Source organism: Manganibacter manganicus, assembly GCF_002075885.1.
Classification (GTDB): Bacteria; Pseudomonadota; Alphaproteobacteria; order Rhizobiales; family Rhizobiaceae; genus Mesorhizobium; species Mesorhizobium manganicum.
In genome coordinates, this window is the sequence record NZ_MDET01000019.1 from 63,842 (window position 1) to 79,274 (window position 15,433).

Consider the following 15,433-nt stretch of genomic DNA (forward strand, 5'->3'; position numbering starts at 1 on the left):
TCAAATCACAGTCGCGAAAGCTTGTCGGGGTTGCCCGGCACGTCGAGAACCGGAGCCGTGCGGAACATACTGCTCATCTCGCGCAGCACTTGCGTGGTATGGCTGGACAGCACCGGCGGGCGCTCGGCCGCTGCTTTGGCAGCCTCTTCCTCGGCCTTCTTGCGTTCCTCTTCCTCGACCTTGGCCGCAATCTCGGCGCTGACGAACGGGTGCTCGATGCCGGGGATTGGCTTCAGTTCGATGTTTTGATGGGCATAGACCATCAGCCGTTGCCAGATCATCGCCGGCAGCGAGCCGCCGGTCATGCGGTTGGTCGGGCTGAAGTCGTCGTTTCCGAGCCATACGGCGGCCGTGTAGTTGCCGGTGAAGCCGCAATACCAGGCGTCGCGATAGGATTGGGTGGTGCCGGTCTTGCCGCCCGAGACGATGCCGGGCAGCGCCGCACGCCTGGCGGTGCCGATCACCGGCACTTCGGTCAGCATCTCGTTCATCTCGCTCAGCGCCTTTTCAGACAGCACGCGATGCGGCGGCGGCGCGTCCTTGGCCCAGTCATAGACGACCTCGCCGGTACGGGTGACAAGCTGCGTGATGCCGTGCCTGGTGCCGGCCATGCCGTCCTGCGCAAAGACGCTGAAGCCGGTCGCCTGGTCCATCACCGTCATGCCGGACGTGCCGAGTACCGTGGTCTTGAAACGCTCGATCGGCGATTCCACGCCCATCGCCTCGGCCAGATCCACGATCGGGTCGATGCCGAGATAATCCTTGGCCAGCCGCACCGGCACGGTGTTGATCGACCTGACCAATGCCGTTTTCAGCGTGACCCTGCCGGCAAATCCGCCATCGTAATTGTGCGGCCTCCAGCCGCCCCAGTTGATCGGTCCGCCCGAAACGACCGTTTTCGGCGTCAGGCCATGCTCCATGGCCGCGGCATAGACATAGACCTTGAACGAGGAGCCGGTTTGCCTGAGCGCATTGGTGGCGCGGTTGAACTGGCTGGTGCCGTAGTCGCGCCCGCCGACAATGGCGCGCACCGCGCCCTTTGTGTCGATGACGACGACCGCCCCCTGGCTGACATTATATTTCTTGCCATACTGGCGCAGGTGGAATTCCAGTGATTCTTCCGCCGCTTGCTGAATGTTGGGATCGAATGTCGTGTGCGCCACCAGCGAATGCTCGCCGGATTTGGCCGCCAGCCGCTTGACCTCGTCGAAGGCCCAGTCGAGATAATAGTCCGGGCTCTTGGTTTCCCCGCGATCCACGACATCGGCCGGGTGCAGCCTTGCCTGCAGCACCTGGCCCTCGGTCATGAATCCGGCCTCGACCATATTGTTGAGTACAATGTTGGCCCGGGCGCGGGCCGCCGGCAAATTGATATGCGGCGCATATTTCGACGGCGCCTTGAACAGCCCGGCCAGCATCGCCGCCTCGGCCAGGTTCAGGTCCTTGACGCTCTTGCCGAAATAGAAATCCGCCGCCGCCTCGATGCCGAACGTGCCGCCGCCCATATAGGAGCGGTCGAGGTAAAGCTGCAGAATCTGCTTCTTGGAAAGATTGGCCTCCAGCCACGTCGCGAGGAAGGCTTCCTTGATCTTGCGCTCTATGGTGCGCTCGTTGGAAAGGAACAGGTTCTTGGCGAGCTGCTGGGTGATCGACGAGCCGCCCTGCACGACCGAATCGGCGCGCATGTTCGCTGTCATCGCGCGGACAAGACCGAGGAAATCGATGCCGTAATGGTCGAAGAATCGGCGATCCTCGGTGGCCAGCACCGCCTTGATGAGAAGGTCCGGCATCTGGTCCACCGGCACGGAATCGCGCTGGATGATGCCGCGCTGGCCGATCTCGTTGCCGTAGCGGTCGAGGAAGGTGACGGCGAAATCGTCCTGCGCGCGCCAGTTGCCCTGCGTGTCCTGAAAGGCGGGCAGCGCCAGCGCCAGCATCACGACCGAGCCGACGGCCCCCAGCGTGAAGGCCTCGCCCAGAAGCTCGAAAATGGCGCGGCGCCAGCCGGAAACGCGCATGCGCCGGGAAAGGATGGTGGCGGATTCCCAGAACCGGGACAGCCTGAAACCGGCCTCATAAAGCGTGGAATCCAGCCATGCGTCGGCCGCGAGCAGGAAGGCGGCAATGGCGCCTCTTTTCCTCCGGGGTTCCTGGGGACTGGACATTTCGAAAAGCCCGGCTGCAACCGCTACGCGAAACCGAGACTGCTTTATAAGCAATTCCGGGACTTATGCCGTTTTCCCCGATTTCGCCCCGCACGGCAAGTGAGACGGCGAGGGGCCGAACGATTTCTCGAAATAGAGTAAAGATTTATAGGAATTTATTCTTGACACCGTAACGGTGCTCTGGTAGGTTTCCGTCATCGTCGGAAAAGTGCGGGCGCCACGCGGCCTCGCCCTTTCTCCGGCGTTTTTGTTTTCCCTTTCATTTTTGCGGAGTTGAGCCATGCGCTATGGCGATGAGCAATGGGCGAAAACGCGCGCCTTTTGTGAAGGACGCCCGCGGACCTATGCATATGCCTCTGAACTCTTCGGGATTCCTGCACCTACCATTCGCGAACGCTCTGTGCGGGAGGGCTGGATCAAGATTGACTGTCGCACCCGTGCGGGGCGCAGGGACCGGGTGGAGAAGGCACCCGCCGCGCCGGTTGCGCTCGCCGACCCGCCCGATGGCTGGGAGGACATGGCGCCCGAACAGCGGCTTGAATGGCTGAACGGTTTCGTTGCCCGGCAGGTGGCGCAGATCGCCGCTTCCGCCGAAGGCGAGGGCGGGGCGCTCGACAAGAGCCGCATCGACGCGCTGGCCGCCATGCTGCGCATGCTGGAGAAATCCGAGACTTTTACCAGGGACCGCACGGAGATCAGGGTTCAGGATGACGCAGAACTTGCCGAAAAGCTTCGCCTCATCGACGAGCGCATCGTCGAACTGGCCGCAGCACTTGCAGGACGAATGGGCGGCGCGGCAGATCGGAGCGCATTGGGCTGAGGCGGTGCTGGCCGAATGGTTCGGCCAGGCGCTGCCGGGGCAATATCCGGAGACGACCGGCAAGGCTGGTGATGGGGCCATCAGGCTGGTGATCGGCGGGCGCGGCGCCGGCAAGACACGGCTCGGCGCCGAATGGGTGAACGGGCTGGTGCGCGGCCTTCGCCCCTTCGCCGACTGGCGTTATGGCAAGATCGCGCTGGTCGGCGAGACTTTGGCCGAAGTGCGCGAGGTGATGATCGACGGGCCTTCTGGCATCCGCGCCATTGCGCGGCGCGACCGGCCGCATTTCGAGGCTGGCCGCCGCAGGCTGCTTTGGGAAAACGGCGCGGTGGCGCACATCTTTTCGGCCGAAGACCCCGAAAGCCTGCGCGGCCCGCAATTCGATGCCGCATGGCTGGATGAACTCGCCAAATGGCGCAATGTCGAGGCTTGTTGGGATACGCTGCAATTCGGCATGCGGCTGGGGCGCAGGCCCAGTCAGCTCATCACCACCACGCCGCGTCCGCTGCCGCTTCTGAAGCGGCTTCTGGCCGATCCTTCCGTGGCGGTGACGCGGCTGAAAAGCGACGACAATGCGAAGAACCTCGCGCCCGGCTTTCTGGAGGCGGTAAAGCGCCGCTATGCCGGCACGCGGCTTGGCCGGCAGGAACTGGACGGCGAACTGATCGAGGATCGCGACGACGCCCTGTGGTCGCGCCGCATGCTGGAACAGGCGGATGCCGGCGAGGCGGGCGAACTTTTGCGCATCGTCGTCGCCGTCGATCCGCCGGCAAGCTCGCGCAGGACGTCGGACGCCTGCGGTATCGTCGCCGCCGGGTTGACGACGTCCGGCACCGTTCTGGTGCTGGCGGACCGGACATTGCGCGCCGCCAAGCCGCAGGAATGGGCTTCGCGCGCGGTTGGCCTGTTCCATGAATTGCAGGCCGATTGCCTGGTGGTCGAGGTCAATCAGGGCGGCGAGATGGCAGGTGCGGTGATCCGCACCGTCGATGCCGGTGTGCCGGTCAAGCCGGTGCGGGCCAGCCGTGGCAAATGGCTGCGCGCCGAGCCGGTCGCCGCCCTCTATCAGTCGGGCCGGGTGCGCCATGCGGCACGCTTTCCCGAACTGGAAGACGAAATGTGCGATTTCGGCCCGGACGGGTTGTCCGATGGTCGCTCGCCCGACCGGGTGGACGCGCTGGTCTGGGCGGTCACCGAGCTTACCGGCGAACGGATCGCCCGTCCGCGCATTCGCGATTTCATGTAAACGCCGTCGGCACGGTGCGTCCTTCGAGGCTCGCCCTTCGGGCTCACGCCTCAGGATGAGGACTGTCGCGCCAACGTCCCTCATGCTGAGGAGCCGACGCAAGCCGGCGTCTCGAAGCGCGCACCTCAGGATGAGGAAAACTGGCGCGACGGCCCTCATGGTGAGGCGCGTAGTGGAGCGAAGCGCAACGAAGCCTCGAACCACGCACCGGCAAAATAGGGTCGCCTCGCCTGGCAGGCGATACCATTCACCAACCAAGGAACACACCACATGGCATTCAAATGGCCCTGGGCCGCACGCCCGGCACGCATCGGCGCGCCTGAACGCAAGGCGGCCGATGGAATTTCGGGCGGGTTCATCGCGCTGCACGCACAGGGCGAGGCGCACTGGACACGGCGCGACTATGCCGCGCTCGCCCGCGAAGGGTTCATGCGCAACCCGATCGCCCATCGCGCCGTGCGGCTGATCGCCGAAACGGCGTCGGCGGTGCCGTGGCTGCTTTACGAAAGCGAGGCGGAACTTGCCTCCCATCCGCTGCTCGACCTGTTGCAGCGGCCCAACCAGCGCCAGGCCGGCGCGAGCTTCATGGAGGCGCTTTACGGCCATTTGCTGCTTGCCGGCAATGCCTATGTCGAACTGGTGGATGCCGGCGCAGGCCTGCGGGAGTTGCACCTGTTGCGGCCCGACCGGGTCAGCGTCGTCACGGATTCGAGTGGATGGCCGGTGGCGCTGGAGAGCCGCGAGGGCAGCGGGCGGCGGCGCGTGGAACTGGGCAGCGCCGCCGCCCATCTGGCGCTGTTTCACCCGCTGGACGATCATTACGGCTTCCCGCCGCTGGAAGCGGCCCTGATGGCGCTCGACACCCACAACGCCGCCGGGCGCTGGAACAAGGCCCTGCTCGACAATTCCGCGCGGCCCTCCGGGGCGCTGGTCTATGCGCCGAAGGAGGGCGGCAATCTTTCCGAAGACCAGTTCGAGCGCCTGAAAACCGAACTCGAACAAGGCTATTCCGGCGCCATGCGGGCGGGAAGGCCGCTACTGCTGGAGGGCGGGCTCGACTGGAAGGCGATGGCGCTGACGCCCAAGGACATGGATTTCATCGAGGCAAAGCATTCGGCCAGCCGCGACATCGCGCTGGCCTTCGGCGTTCCGCCCATGCTGCTCGGCATTCCCGGTGACAACACCTATGCCAATTACCAGGAGGCCAACCGCGCCTTCTACCGACTGACCGTGCTGCCGCTGGTGGCGCGCACCGCCAAGGAGCTTTCCGTCTGGCTGGGTGGGGTTTTCGGCAGCGGCCTGCGGCTCTGGTACGACGCCGACCGCATCGATGGCCTCACTGACGACCGCGCGACGCTGTGGGCGCGCGTCGAGGCGGCCTCCTTCCTGAGCGACGACGAGAAACGCGAGGCGGTCGGCTATGCGCCGCGCGGAACGGGAAAAGGAGATGCGTCATGACCGATCTTTCGCAGGACCCGTGGCTGTGGATCGCCAAGGGAGCGGGCGCGGTTGCCGGTTCGGCTATCTCGCTGGCCTATATCCTGCCGCATGGCCGCCGCGAGGCGGCGGCGCGCTTCGCCGTCGGCGTGGTGTGCGGCCTCGTCTTCGGCGGCACGGCGGGGCTCAAAATCGCTTCCGATCTCGGCGTCGAGCGCCTGCTTGGGTCGACCGAAATGATGCTGATGGGCTCGGCCGCCGCCTCGCTGTGCGCCTGGTGGGCACTGGGCTTCGTCATGCGCGCTTTTTCCGGCAGCAGGCTGGTGCAGAAATTCCATGAAACCGATCGGGAGAACGCCGATGAAGGCTGAAGCGCCGGCAGGTGTGTATGAGCGCAAATTCGTCGATCTCGTTCTGGACGATGTAGAGCTGGACGGCAGTTTTTCCGGCTATGCCAGCCTGTTCGGCAAGGTCGATCTCGGCAGGGATATTGTCGAGCGCGGCGCTTTCGCCGGTTCGCTGCGCCGGCGCGGTGCTTCCGGCATCCGCATGCTGTTCCAGCACGATGCCAACCAGCCGATCGGCACCTGGGCGCGCATCGAGGAGGACGCGCGCGGCCTGTTCGTGCGCGGCCAACTGGCCACCGGCGTGGCGCGCGCCCGCGACGTGCTGGCGCTGATGCGCGCCGGCGCGCTCGATGGCCTTTCCATCGGCTTTCGCGCGGTGAAGACACGACGCAACGCCGCCTCGGGCGTGCGCCGCATCATCGAGGCCGATCTGTGGGAAATCTCCGTCGTCACCTTCCCGATGCAGCCGGGCGCGCGCATCGCGACGGTGAAGGCACAGCCCGGTTGTTTCGACCAATGGCAACTGGCCGCGCGCATCCGCAAGGCCACACATCTCATCAACCCGAAAGGAAAACCTGCATGACCGTAAGCACCCCCACAATGCCTGTCGAAACCAAGGCGATGCCCGGTGACTATCTCGATTTGAAAGACGCTTTCGGCGAGTTCATGGCCTCGTTCGAGACTTTCAAGGACGCCAATGACGAGAAGCTGGAACAGCTTGAGCGGCGCATAGGCGCCGATGTGCTGACCAGCGAAAAGGTCGAGCGCATTTCACATGCCCTGGACGAGCAGAAGCGCACGCTCGACAATCTCGCCTTGAAGCGGGTTCGCCCGGCGCTTGGCCAGGAAGGCTCCGTCCAAGTCTCCGAGCACAAGGGCGCCTTCGATGCCTATATGCGTCGTGGTGACGACCGTCTGCTGCGCGGCCTCGACACAAAGGCAATGTCGTATGGTTCGGGCCAGGACGGTGGCTATCTGGTGCCGGCGGAAACCGAAACCGAAATCGGCCGCCGGCTGGCCGCGCTCTCGCCGATCCGCGCTATCTCGACCGTGCGGCAGGTGTCTTCGGCGGTGCTGAAGAAGCCGTTTTCGGTCAGCGGTCCGGCGGTCGGCTGGGCGGCGGAAACGGCGGCGCGGCCGCAGACCGACAGTCCGGTTCTGGCCGAGTTGCAGTTCCCGACCATGGAGCTTTACGCCATGCCGGCGGCGACCGCCTCGCTGCTCGACGATGCGGTGGTCGATCTCGACCAGTGGATCTCCGCCGAGGTCGAGGCCGCTTTTGCCGAGCAGGAGGGCGCGGCTTTCGTTTCCGGCGATGGCGTGGCCAAGCCGAAGGGCTTCCTCAGCTACGCCACGGCTGCCGAAGCCGACTGGGAATGGGGCAAGATCGGCTACCGCCTGACCGGCGTTGCCGGCGACTTGCCCGCGGCGGATGCCTCGGATGTGCTGGTCGATACCGTCTATGCGCTGAAAGCCGGCTACCGGCAGAACGCGCATTGGGTGATGAACCGCGGAACCCAAGCCGAAATCCGCAAGCTGAAGGATGCCGACGGCAATTATCTGTGGCAGCCGCCGGCTGTGGCCGGCCAGCAGGCCATGCTGCTCGGCTTCCCGCTCATCGAGGCTGAGGACATGCCCGACATCGCCGCCGATGCCACGGCGATCGCCTTTGGCGATTTCCGTCGCGGCTATCTGGTGGTCGATCGCACCGGCGTGCGTGTCCTGCGCGATCCCTACACCGCCAAGCCCTATGTGCTGTTCTACACCACGAAACGGGTTGGCGGCGGCGTCCAGGATTTCGACGCGATCAAGCTCTTGAAGTTCGGCACGGCCTGACCTTTCACGGCGGCGCTGCCACGCCGCCGCTTTCGCCGTGCCGCCTTGCGGCCCCGGTCACTCGATGCCGGGGCCGCTTTGTTCTTCTCTTCACCAAGGTGCATGAATGACACTCATCCGAACGGTCGAACCGGCGGTGGAGCCGGTCACGCTGGCCGAGGCCAAGGCGCATCTGCGGCTTGCCGACACCAGCGAGGACGATCTCATTTCCGGCCTGATCCGCGCCGCGCGCCAGGATGTCGAGCGCGCCACTTGTATGGCCCTGATCGACCAGCACTGGCGGCTGGTGCTGGATTGCTGGCCGGCAAGCGGACTGCTGAAGCTGCCGCTGCATCCCGTGCGCGAAATCCTTTCCATCACCGTCTATGGCAGCGACGGCGAGGCGTCGCTTATCGATCACGCCGCCTATGAGGCCGATCTGATTTCGCGCCCGGCCCGCCTTTACCTGGCGAAAAGGCCCGAACCGCTGCGCATGCTGAACGGCATCGAGGTCGATTTCAGGGCAGGCTTCAGCGAAGCGGGCACCGACGTGCCCGATCTTTTGAAGCGCGCCATCCTGCTGCTTGCAGCACACTGGTATGAATTCCGCGCAGGCTTCGGTCCGTCCGACCAGCCGGTCGCCTATCCCGCCGGTTACGAGCGCATGATCGCCGGCTACCGGGCAGGGAGGCTTTGATGCCGACCCTGTTCCTCGATCCCGGCCGCCTGCGCACTGAACTCGCGCTGGAAGTGGCGACGCCGGTTGCAGACGAACTCGGCGGCTTCACGCAAAGCTGGGCCGAGACCGGCATTGTCTTCGCTCATGTCGAGCCGGTTTCGGCCAGATCGCGGCCCGGCGCCGACCAGATGCTGGAGACGATGACGCATCGCATCACGCTGCGCCATCGCGCCGGCGTGGCGAGCGGCATGCGCTTTCGCAAAGGCCCGCGCATCTTCGCCATCGCGACGGTACACGACCCGGACGAAAGCGGCCGCTATCTCGTCTGCACGACACGGGAGGAGGGGAGATGAAACTGACCATGGCCATCACGCTGGACGGGCTTGTCCGCGCTTTGCGCTGGAAGGAGCACGAACTGGCCGAGGACGCGGAGCAACGCAGGCGGCCGCGCATCCGCGCCGTCGGCCTGCCGCCGGCGCCGCGGGAATGGCGAACGGCATCCGCAGCAAGGGGAGATGCTCATGGCCGCCGCCGCTGATCTTCAAAGGGCGCTGTTTCACGCACTTGCGGCCGATGCCGCGCTGCTGGCGCTGCTCGGCGGGGAAAATATCTTCGATCACCCGCCCGATCACGCGCCGTTTCCCTGCATCACCTTCGGCAAGACCAGCGTTTTCGACTGGAGCACGGCGACGGAAGCCGGCAGCGAGCATCTTGTCACGCTGAATGTCTGGTCGAAGGCCAAGGGCCGGAAGGAAGCATTGTCCGTCATCGATGCGATACAGGCCGGCCTGCTGGAGACGCCGCTAACACTCGAAAATCACCACCTGGTCAATCTCACCTTTGAAAGCGTCGAGGCGGACCATGACGAGGAAACATCGCTCCATTACGGATCGCTGCGCCTGCGCGCGGTGATCGAGCATCATTGATATACCAATAGGAGGCCGAAAATGGTCGCACAGAAGGGCAAGGACCTTCTTCTCAAGATCGATGCCGACGGCTCCGGCAATTTCGTCACCGTGGCCGGACTGCGCTCGAAACGGATCGCCTTCAACAGCGAGACGGTGGACGTCACCGATGCCGATTCGGCTGGCCGCTGGCGCGAATTGCTGGCAGGCGCCGGCGTGCAGCGCGCCGCCGTCAGCGGTTCGGGCATCTTCAAGGACGCGCAGTCGGATGAAGCCATCCGCGCCCGCTTCTTCGCCGGCGAGATCGGCGGCTGGCAGCTTGCCGTGCCGGATTTCGGCGTTGTTTCAGGCGCGTTCCAGATCACCTCGCTGGAATATACCGGCAATCATGACGGCGAAATCACCTTCGAAATGGCACTGGAATCGGCCGGGCCGATCAATTTCGCGGTGACGCCATGAACGCCAGTCCCATGAGCGCCAACAGGAGGCGCGGCGAGATTTGCGCCGAACTCGATGGCCAGCCGTTCCGGCTTTGCCTGACACTGAGCGCGCTGGCCGAACTGGAAGCCGCCTATGCCGCCGACGATCTCGGCGCGCTGGTCGAGCGGTTTTCCTCCGGCCGGCTCTCGGCGCGCGACATGATCCGCATCATCGGTGCCGGATTGCGCGGGGCAGGGCAGGATATTGCGGACGATCAGGTCGCCGCCATGGCTTGCGAGGGCGGTGCAACCGGCTTTGCCTCCGTCGTCGCCGAATTGCTCGCCGTCACTTTCGGCACGCCGAAAGGCGATGTGCCGCCAAACCCTTAGGGGCCGCAGTGGGCGCAAAAGAAGCCGGGCAACCCTTCCACTGGGATGAGGTGATGGCGCTTGGCCTCGGCCTGCTGCGGCTTTCGCCCCAAAGCTTCTGGGCCATGACGCCGCGCGAACTGGAGCGTGCGCTCAGCGTGCTTTCGCAAGGCAAAGGTCCGTCGCCGGGGCGCAATGAGCTTGCGGCGCTGATGCGGGAATTTCCGGATGCCGGGACTGAACACCTGGCCGGAGAGCAAGTGCGTCCTTCGAGGCTCGCCCATTCGATCCTTCGACAAGCTCAGAACTCAGGGCCTCGCACCTCAGGATGAAGAAGGCTGGCACCCACCTTCCTCATGCTGAGGAGCCGGCCACGCCGGCGTCTCGAAGCACGCATGGCAGAGACGTCTCTCGCCTCGACAGGGGAGGGCCGGCATGCGGCCGCGTGAGATTCACATCGCAATTCAAGGAGCGCCATCTTGGCTGAAGACGTGACTGTCGCCATCCGTGCCGACACGGAACCTTTCCAGGCGGCGCTTGAAAACCTGCAAAAGCTTTCGGACACTTTCGGCTCGCAATTGTCGGGTGCGTTGCGTGGCGCGGCGGTCAACGGCCGCGAGCTTGACGATGTCTTGCGACGCATCGGCCTCAATCTCGCCGGCATGGCGCTGAGCGAGGGGCTGAAGCCGCTGCAATCGCTGGCGGGCTCGCTGTTTTCCGGCCTGTTCGGCGCGCTTTCCGGGGCTGTTCCCTTCGCCAAGGGCGGGGTGGTTTCGTCTCCGAGCTATTTTCCGATGGACGGCAGCCTCGGCCTGATGGGTGAAGCCGGCAGCGAAGCGATCCTGCCGCTGAGGCGCGGGCCGGACGGCAGCCTCGGCGTCGGCGCGAGCACCTCCGCCCCGCCTGTCAATGTCGTCTTCAACGTGACGGCGCAAGACGCCGCCTCCTTCCGCAAATCCGAAGCGCAGATCACCGGCATGCTGGCGCGTGCGGTTTCGCGCGGAACCCGAACCTTTTGAGGTATCCATTGGCAGATCTTGAACATTTTCACGATGTCCGCTTCCCGCTGGCCGTTTCCTTCGGCGCGACCGGCGGACCGGAGCGGCGCAACGAGATCGTCGCGCTGACCTCGGGGCGTGAAAAGCGCAATGCGCGCGTTGCGCAATCGCGCCGCGTCTATGACGCCGGCACCGGCGTGCGCTCGCTGGAAGACCTTTACGACATCGTCGCCTTCTTCGAGGCGCGGCGCGGCTCGCTGCATGCGTTCCGCTTCCGCGACCCGTTCGACATGAAATCCTGCCGGCCGGATGCGGCGCCCGCCGCCACCGACCAGCCTTTGGGAACAGGCGACGGCGTGGCGGCCCGCTTCGATCTGGTGAAGGTCTATGGCGAGGGCGAGGACGCCTATCGCCGCTCCGTCTTCAAGCCGGTGGTAGCGAGCCTGCGTGTCGCCGTTGCCGGGGTGGAATTGTCGTCTCCCGATGATTTTACCTTCGACGCGGCAGCCGGCGAGATCGTGTTTGCGCCCGGCAAGGTGCCGGCGGAAGGCGCTTCGGTAACGGCAGGCTATGAATTCGACGTGCCGGTGCGCTTCGACGCTGAACGCATCGAAGTCAGCCTGAAAGCCTTCAAGGCCGGCCAGATTCCATCGATCCCGCTGGTTGAGGTTCTGTTATGAGCGATTATCCGTCAGGTCTTGCGGCGCATTTTGCCCGCGAGGTGACGAGCCTGTGCCATTGCTGGCGATTGATCACCAGGGATGGAGCGGTAAGCGGCTTTACCGATCACGACCGGCCGCTTCTTGTGAATGGCACGCTGTTCGAGCCTGAGAGCGGCTTCAGCGCCAGCGAGGCGCGGCGCTCGCTCGGCCTTGCCGTCGATACGCTCGACGTCGAAGGCGCGTTGTCCTCGCAAAGAATCGACGCCGAGGACATTGCCGCCGGCCTCTATGACGGCGCGACGGTAGAAACCCTGCTGGTGAACTGGCGAGCGCCTGAACAATTTACGTCCATCCGCACGATGACCGTCGGCAAGATCACCCGTGCCGACGGGCATTTCGTTGCCGAGCTTGAGAGCATGGCGCATCGGCTGGACCAGCAGAACGGACGCTATGTCACCCGCCGCTGCGATGCCGAATTGGGCGATGCGCGCTGCCGTTTCCAACTCGACCAGCCTGCCTTCAATGGCGCCGGGGTGGTCGAGGCCATGCAAGGCCTCGATACGCTGCACGTATCCGGCCTGGACAACTTTGAGCCTGGCTGGTTCTCCTTCGGCGTCTTGACCTGGAGCAATGGCGCGCGCGTTGGCCGCACTGGGCGCATCGTCGATCACCGCATAACATCCGAAGGGGTTTTGCTGACATTGCAGGCGTCTGTCGGTCCTGAAATCGCGACCGGCGCTGCCTTTACGGTTGTTGCGGGTTGCGACAAGAGCTTTGCCGCCTGCAAGAAAAAATTCGCCAACAGCCTGAACTTTCGCGGCTTTCCGCATCTGCCGGGCAACGACGCCGCCTATGCCTATGTGTCGGATGGCGGCAATTTCGACGGCGGCCCCGTTGTGCCCTGAGCACAGGATCGCCGATGCGGTTGTTTGCGAGGCGCTGTCCTGGCTCGGCACGCCCTATCGTCATCAGGCAAGCCGCAAGGCTGTCGGCTGCGATTGCATTGGCCTGGTGCGCGGTGTCTGGCGCGCTCTTTACGGCAGGGAGATGGAACGGCCGGGCGCTTACGCGCCGGACTGGGCGGAAGCAGGCGGCGAGAAACGCCTGCTTGAAGGCGCGCGCCGTCATTTCCATGAAAAGCCGCTGTCGAGCGCGGCACCTGGCGACCTGCTGATCTTCCGCTGGCGTCCGCATCTGGCGGCAAAGCATGCCGGAATCATGATGTCCGAAAAGTCTTTCATCCACGCTTATGAGGGCGGCGGGGTGGTGACGGTTTCGGCCCTTGTGCCGCAATGGCGTCGCCGCATCGCGGCGGTGTTTACCTTCCCCGATCCCTGAAACTTTTCTTTCAATTAGGCCGGAGTGACCGATGGCGACAATTCTGCTGCAGGCCGCGGGCGCCTATCTGGGCGGTTTCCTTGGCTCTGTCGGTGCTGCTGTTGGCTCGGCGGCGGGCGCCGTCGCCGGTTATATGGTGGACCGGGCGCTGATCGACGGTTCGCGCCGCATCGAGGGGCCGCGGCTGGCGTCGAGCCGGCCGTTCACCGCGGAGGAAGGCATCTCGCTGCCGCGCCTTTATGGCACGGCGAGGCTGGGCGGCACGCTGATCTGGGCGACCCGTTTCAAGGAAAACCGCGAGACGCGCCGGCAGGGCAAGCTCGGGCCGAAGTTGACGGAGTATTCCTACTTTGCCAATGCCGCCTTTGCGCTGTGCGAGGGCGAGATCGCAGGGATCCGGCGCATCTGGGCGGATGGCCGCGAGATCGACCGCGAAAACGTCGAGATGCGTGTCCATTGCGGCACTGAGGATCAACTGCCCGACCCGCTGATCGAGGCCAAGCAGGGCGAGGGCAACGCGCCGGCCTATCGCGGCACCGCCTATGTCGTGGTCGATCGGCTGGATATCGGCCCTTACGGCAATCGCATCCCGCAATTGCAGTTCGAGGTGATCCGGCCGGTCGGCGGGTTCGTAAACCGGATCAAGGCGGTTTCGCTGCTGCCGGGCGCGACCGAATACGGGCTTTCGCCAAAACTGATCCGCCGCAGGGCGCGGCCGGGCGAGGAGCGCGCGGTCAACCGCAATGTGCTGTTTGCCGGCACCGATATTGCCGCCTCGCTGGATGAATTGCAGACGACATGCCCCAATTTGGAGCATATTGCGCTGATCGTCGCGTGGTTTGGCGATGACCTCAGGGCAGGCCATTGCCGGGTGCGCCCTTACGTTACCACGGCAAACGGCGGCGGCCTGTCGAGCGAATGGCTTGTTTCCGGCCTGGCGCGCGAGGCCGCGCCGGTGGTTTCCACCCATGACGGCGGAGCGGCCTATGGCGGCACGCCGTCCGACCGCAGCGTTCTCGACGCCGTTGCCGAGATCAAGGCGCGCGGTCTTGGCTGTACGCTTTACCCCTTCGTGATGATGGACATTGCCGACGGCAATGCGCTGCCCGACCCTTACGGCGGCGTATCCCAGCCGAGTTATCCGTGGCGCGGGCGCATCACCTGCGATCCGGCGCCGGGAAGCGAAGATTCCGCCGATTGCACGGCGGTTGCGGCCGCGCAGGTGTCGGCTTTCTGCGGCGATGCGCAGGCGGGGCAATTTTCGCCCGCCGCTGATACGATCGCCTTTTCCGGCGCTGCCGACGACTGGGGCTATCGCCGCTTCATCCTGCATTATGCCCATTTGGTGAAGAAGGCCGGCGGCGTCGATGCGTTCCTGATCGGCAGCGAGTTGCGCGGGCTGACCACGCTGCGCGACGCGGCAAACGGCTTTCCGTTCGTCGATGAACTCGTGCAACTGGCCGTGGATGTGCGGGGCGTTATCGGGCCGCAAACCCGCATCACATATGGCGCCGACTGGAGCGAATATTTCGGCCATCATCCGCAGGACGGCAGCGGCGACGTATGCTTCCATCTCGATCCGCTGTGGGCAAGCCCGGCCATCGATGCGGTCGGCATCGACAATTACATGCCGCTGTCCGATTGGAGGCCGTGATGGGTGATTTGTTTCTGCTTAGCGAGCGGCAGATGGCGCGGATATCACCATTCTTCCCGCTGTCGCACGGGGTGCCGAGGGTTGACGACCGGCGGGTGGTGAGCGGCATCGTCTACGTGATCCGCAACGGGCTGCAGTGGAAGGATGCGCCGGCTGGCTACGGCCCGCACAAGACGCTCTACAACCGTTTCATCCGCTGGAGTCTGATGGGCGTGTTCGACCGTATCTTCGCAGGGCTTGCCGGAGAAGGACCGAAACCCGAGCGCATCATGATCGACGCGACGCATCTGAAGGCTCATCGCACGGCGGCGAGCCTGCTCAAAAGGGGGATGTTCCCCGTCGTATCGGGCGAACCAAGGGTGGGCTGAACTCCAAGCTCCACACCGTCTGCGACGGTGAAGGCCGGCCGATCATCCTGCTTTTGTCGGAAGGCCAGATGAGCGACCACAAGGGCGCCCGCATGGTGCTCGACGCCTTGCCGAGCGCTTCACACCTGATCGCCGATCGCGGCTACGACAGCGCCTGGTTCCGGACCGAACTCGAAGCACGCGGCATCAAACCCTGCATTCCGTCGAGCCG

At 64.8% G+C, this 15,433-nt stretch carries 18 protein-coding genes and 2 pseudogenes; 19 read left to right on the forward strand and 1 reads right to left on the reverse strand.

Annotated features, from left to right (window positions below; translation table 11 throughout):
- Positions 1–5: 5 nt before the first annotated feature.
- Complete coding sequence (locus BFN67_RS13195; RefSeq protein WP_080920025.1) at positions 6–2,165, reverse strand: transglycosylase domain-containing protein; 2,160 nt, start codon at positions 2,163–2,165, stop codon at positions 6–8.
- A gap of 457 nt (positions 2,166–2,622) precedes the next feature.
- On the opposite strand from BFN67_RS13195, the gene BFN67_RS13200 reads away from it, so the two are divergent.
- From BFN67_RS13200 to BFN67_RS24355, 19 genes and pseudogenes are all read left to right on the forward strand, one after another.
- Positions 2,623–2,985: a hypothetical protein gene (locus tag BFN67_RS13200; protein WP_139789166.1), complete on the forward strand. Its 363-nt coding sequence runs from the start codon at positions 2,623–2,625 to the stop codon at positions 2,983–2,985.
- Entirely contained in the window at positions 2,939–4,231 is a 1,293-nt protein-coding gene (locus BFN67_RS13205; protein ID WP_245295255.1) for a DNA-packaging protein, read from the forward strand. The genes BFN67_RS13200 and BFN67_RS13205 overlap by 47 nt, the downstream gene beginning before the upstream one ends.
- A 270-nt stretch (positions 4,232–4,501) precedes the next feature.
- Entirely contained in the window at positions 4,502–5,689 is a 1,188-nt protein-coding gene (locus BFN67_RS13210) for a phage portal protein (protein WP_080920028.1), read from the forward strand.
- Positions 5,686–6,039 carry a DUF6107 family protein gene (locus BFN67_RS13215; RefSeq protein ID WP_080920029.1) on the forward strand — a complete coding sequence of 118 codons (354 nt, stop codon included), beginning with the start codon at positions 5,686–5,688 and terminating at the stop codon, positions 6,037–6,039. Before BFN67_RS13210 ends, BFN67_RS13215 begins: the two co-directional genes overlap by 4 nt.
- Complete coding sequence (locus tag BFN67_RS13220; protein WP_080920030.1) at positions 6,029–6,598, forward strand: HK97 family phage prohead protease; 570 nt, start codon at positions 6,029–6,031, stop codon at positions 6,596–6,598. The genes BFN67_RS13215 and BFN67_RS13220 overlap by 11 nt, the downstream gene beginning before the upstream one ends.
- The gene (locus BFN67_RS13225) at positions 6,595–7,851 is read left to right on the forward strand and encodes a phage major capsid protein (RefSeq protein WP_245295256.1); all 1,257 of its coding nucleotides are present in this window, start codon (positions 6,595–6,597) and stop codon (positions 7,849–7,851) included. Before BFN67_RS13220 ends, BFN67_RS13225 begins: the two co-directional genes overlap by 4 nt.
- A 106-nt stretch (positions 7,852–7,957) precedes the next feature.
- Positions 7,958–8,527 (forward strand): head-tail connector protein, encoded by a 570-nt coding sequence (locus BFN67_RS13230; RefSeq protein WP_080920032.1) that lies wholly within the window; start codon positions 7,958–7,960, stop codon positions 8,525–8,527.
- The gene (locus tag BFN67_RS13235) at positions 8,527–8,862 is read left to right on the forward strand and encodes a phage head closure protein (RefSeq protein WP_080920033.1); all 336 of its coding nucleotides are present in this window, start codon (positions 8,527–8,529) and stop codon (positions 8,860–8,862) included. Before BFN67_RS13230 ends, BFN67_RS13235 begins: the two co-directional genes overlap by 1 nt.
- Positions 8,859–9,047, forward strand: coding sequence for a hypothetical protein (locus BFN67_RS13240; RefSeq protein ID WP_080920034.1), 189 nt, complete (start codon positions 8,859–8,861; stop codon positions 9,045–9,047). Before BFN67_RS13235 ends, BFN67_RS13240 begins: the two co-directional genes overlap by 4 nt.
- Positions 9,031–9,435 (forward strand): DUF3168 domain-containing protein, encoded by a 405-nt coding sequence (locus tag BFN67_RS13245; protein ID WP_080920035.1) that lies wholly within the window; start codon positions 9,031–9,033, stop codon positions 9,433–9,435. The genes BFN67_RS13240 and BFN67_RS13245 overlap by 17 nt, the downstream gene beginning before the upstream one ends.
- A gap of 21 nt (positions 9,436–9,456) precedes the next feature.
- A complete protein-coding gene (locus BFN67_RS13250; protein ID WP_080920036.1) occupies positions 9,457–9,873 on the forward strand; it encodes a phage major tail protein, TP901-1 family in 417 nt (138 codons plus the stop codon).
- Positions 9,870–10,223 (forward strand): gene transfer agent family protein, encoded by a 354-nt coding sequence (locus BFN67_RS13255; protein WP_245295257.1) that lies wholly within the window; start codon positions 9,870–9,872, stop codon positions 10,221–10,223. The genes BFN67_RS13250 and BFN67_RS13255 overlap by 4 nt, the downstream gene beginning before the upstream one ends.
- Positions 10,224–10,231: 8 nt before the next feature.
- Positions 10,232–10,534: a rcc01693 family protein gene (locus BFN67_RS24880; RefSeq protein ID WP_342587448.1), complete on the forward strand. Its 303-nt coding sequence runs from the start codon at positions 10,232–10,234 to the stop codon at positions 10,532–10,534.
- 144 nt (positions 10,535–10,678) lie between these two features.
- Positions 10,679–11,221, forward strand: coding sequence for a phage tail tape measure protein (locus BFN67_RS13265; RefSeq protein WP_139789168.1), 543 nt, complete (start codon positions 10,679–10,681; stop codon positions 11,219–11,221).
- An 8-nt stretch (positions 11,222–11,229) separates the two neighbouring features.
- Positions 11,230–11,880: a DUF2460 domain-containing protein gene (locus tag BFN67_RS13270; RefSeq protein ID WP_080920040.1), complete on the forward strand. Its 651-nt coding sequence runs from the start codon at positions 11,230–11,232 to the stop codon at positions 11,878–11,880.
- Positions 11,877–12,767: a DUF2163 domain-containing protein gene (locus tag BFN67_RS13275; protein ID WP_080920041.1), complete on the forward strand. Its 891-nt coding sequence runs from the start codon at positions 11,877–11,879 to the stop codon at positions 12,765–12,767. Before BFN67_RS13270 ends, BFN67_RS13275 begins: the two co-directional genes overlap by 4 nt.
- A complete protein-coding gene (locus tag BFN67_RS13280; protein ID WP_245295258.1) occupies positions 12,757–13,200 on the forward strand; it encodes an NlpC/P60 family protein in 444 nt (147 codons plus the stop codon). Before BFN67_RS13275 ends, BFN67_RS13280 begins: the two co-directional genes overlap by 11 nt.
- Before the next feature lie 31 nt (positions 13,201–13,231).
- A pseudogene (locus BFN67_RS13285) lies at positions 13,232–14,848 on the forward strand (baseplate multidomain protein megatron); the annotation flags it as partial.
- Between the two features lie 5 nt (positions 14,849–14,853).
- A pseudogene (locus BFN67_RS24355) lies at positions 14,854–15,433 on the forward strand (IS5 family transposase); the annotation flags it as partial.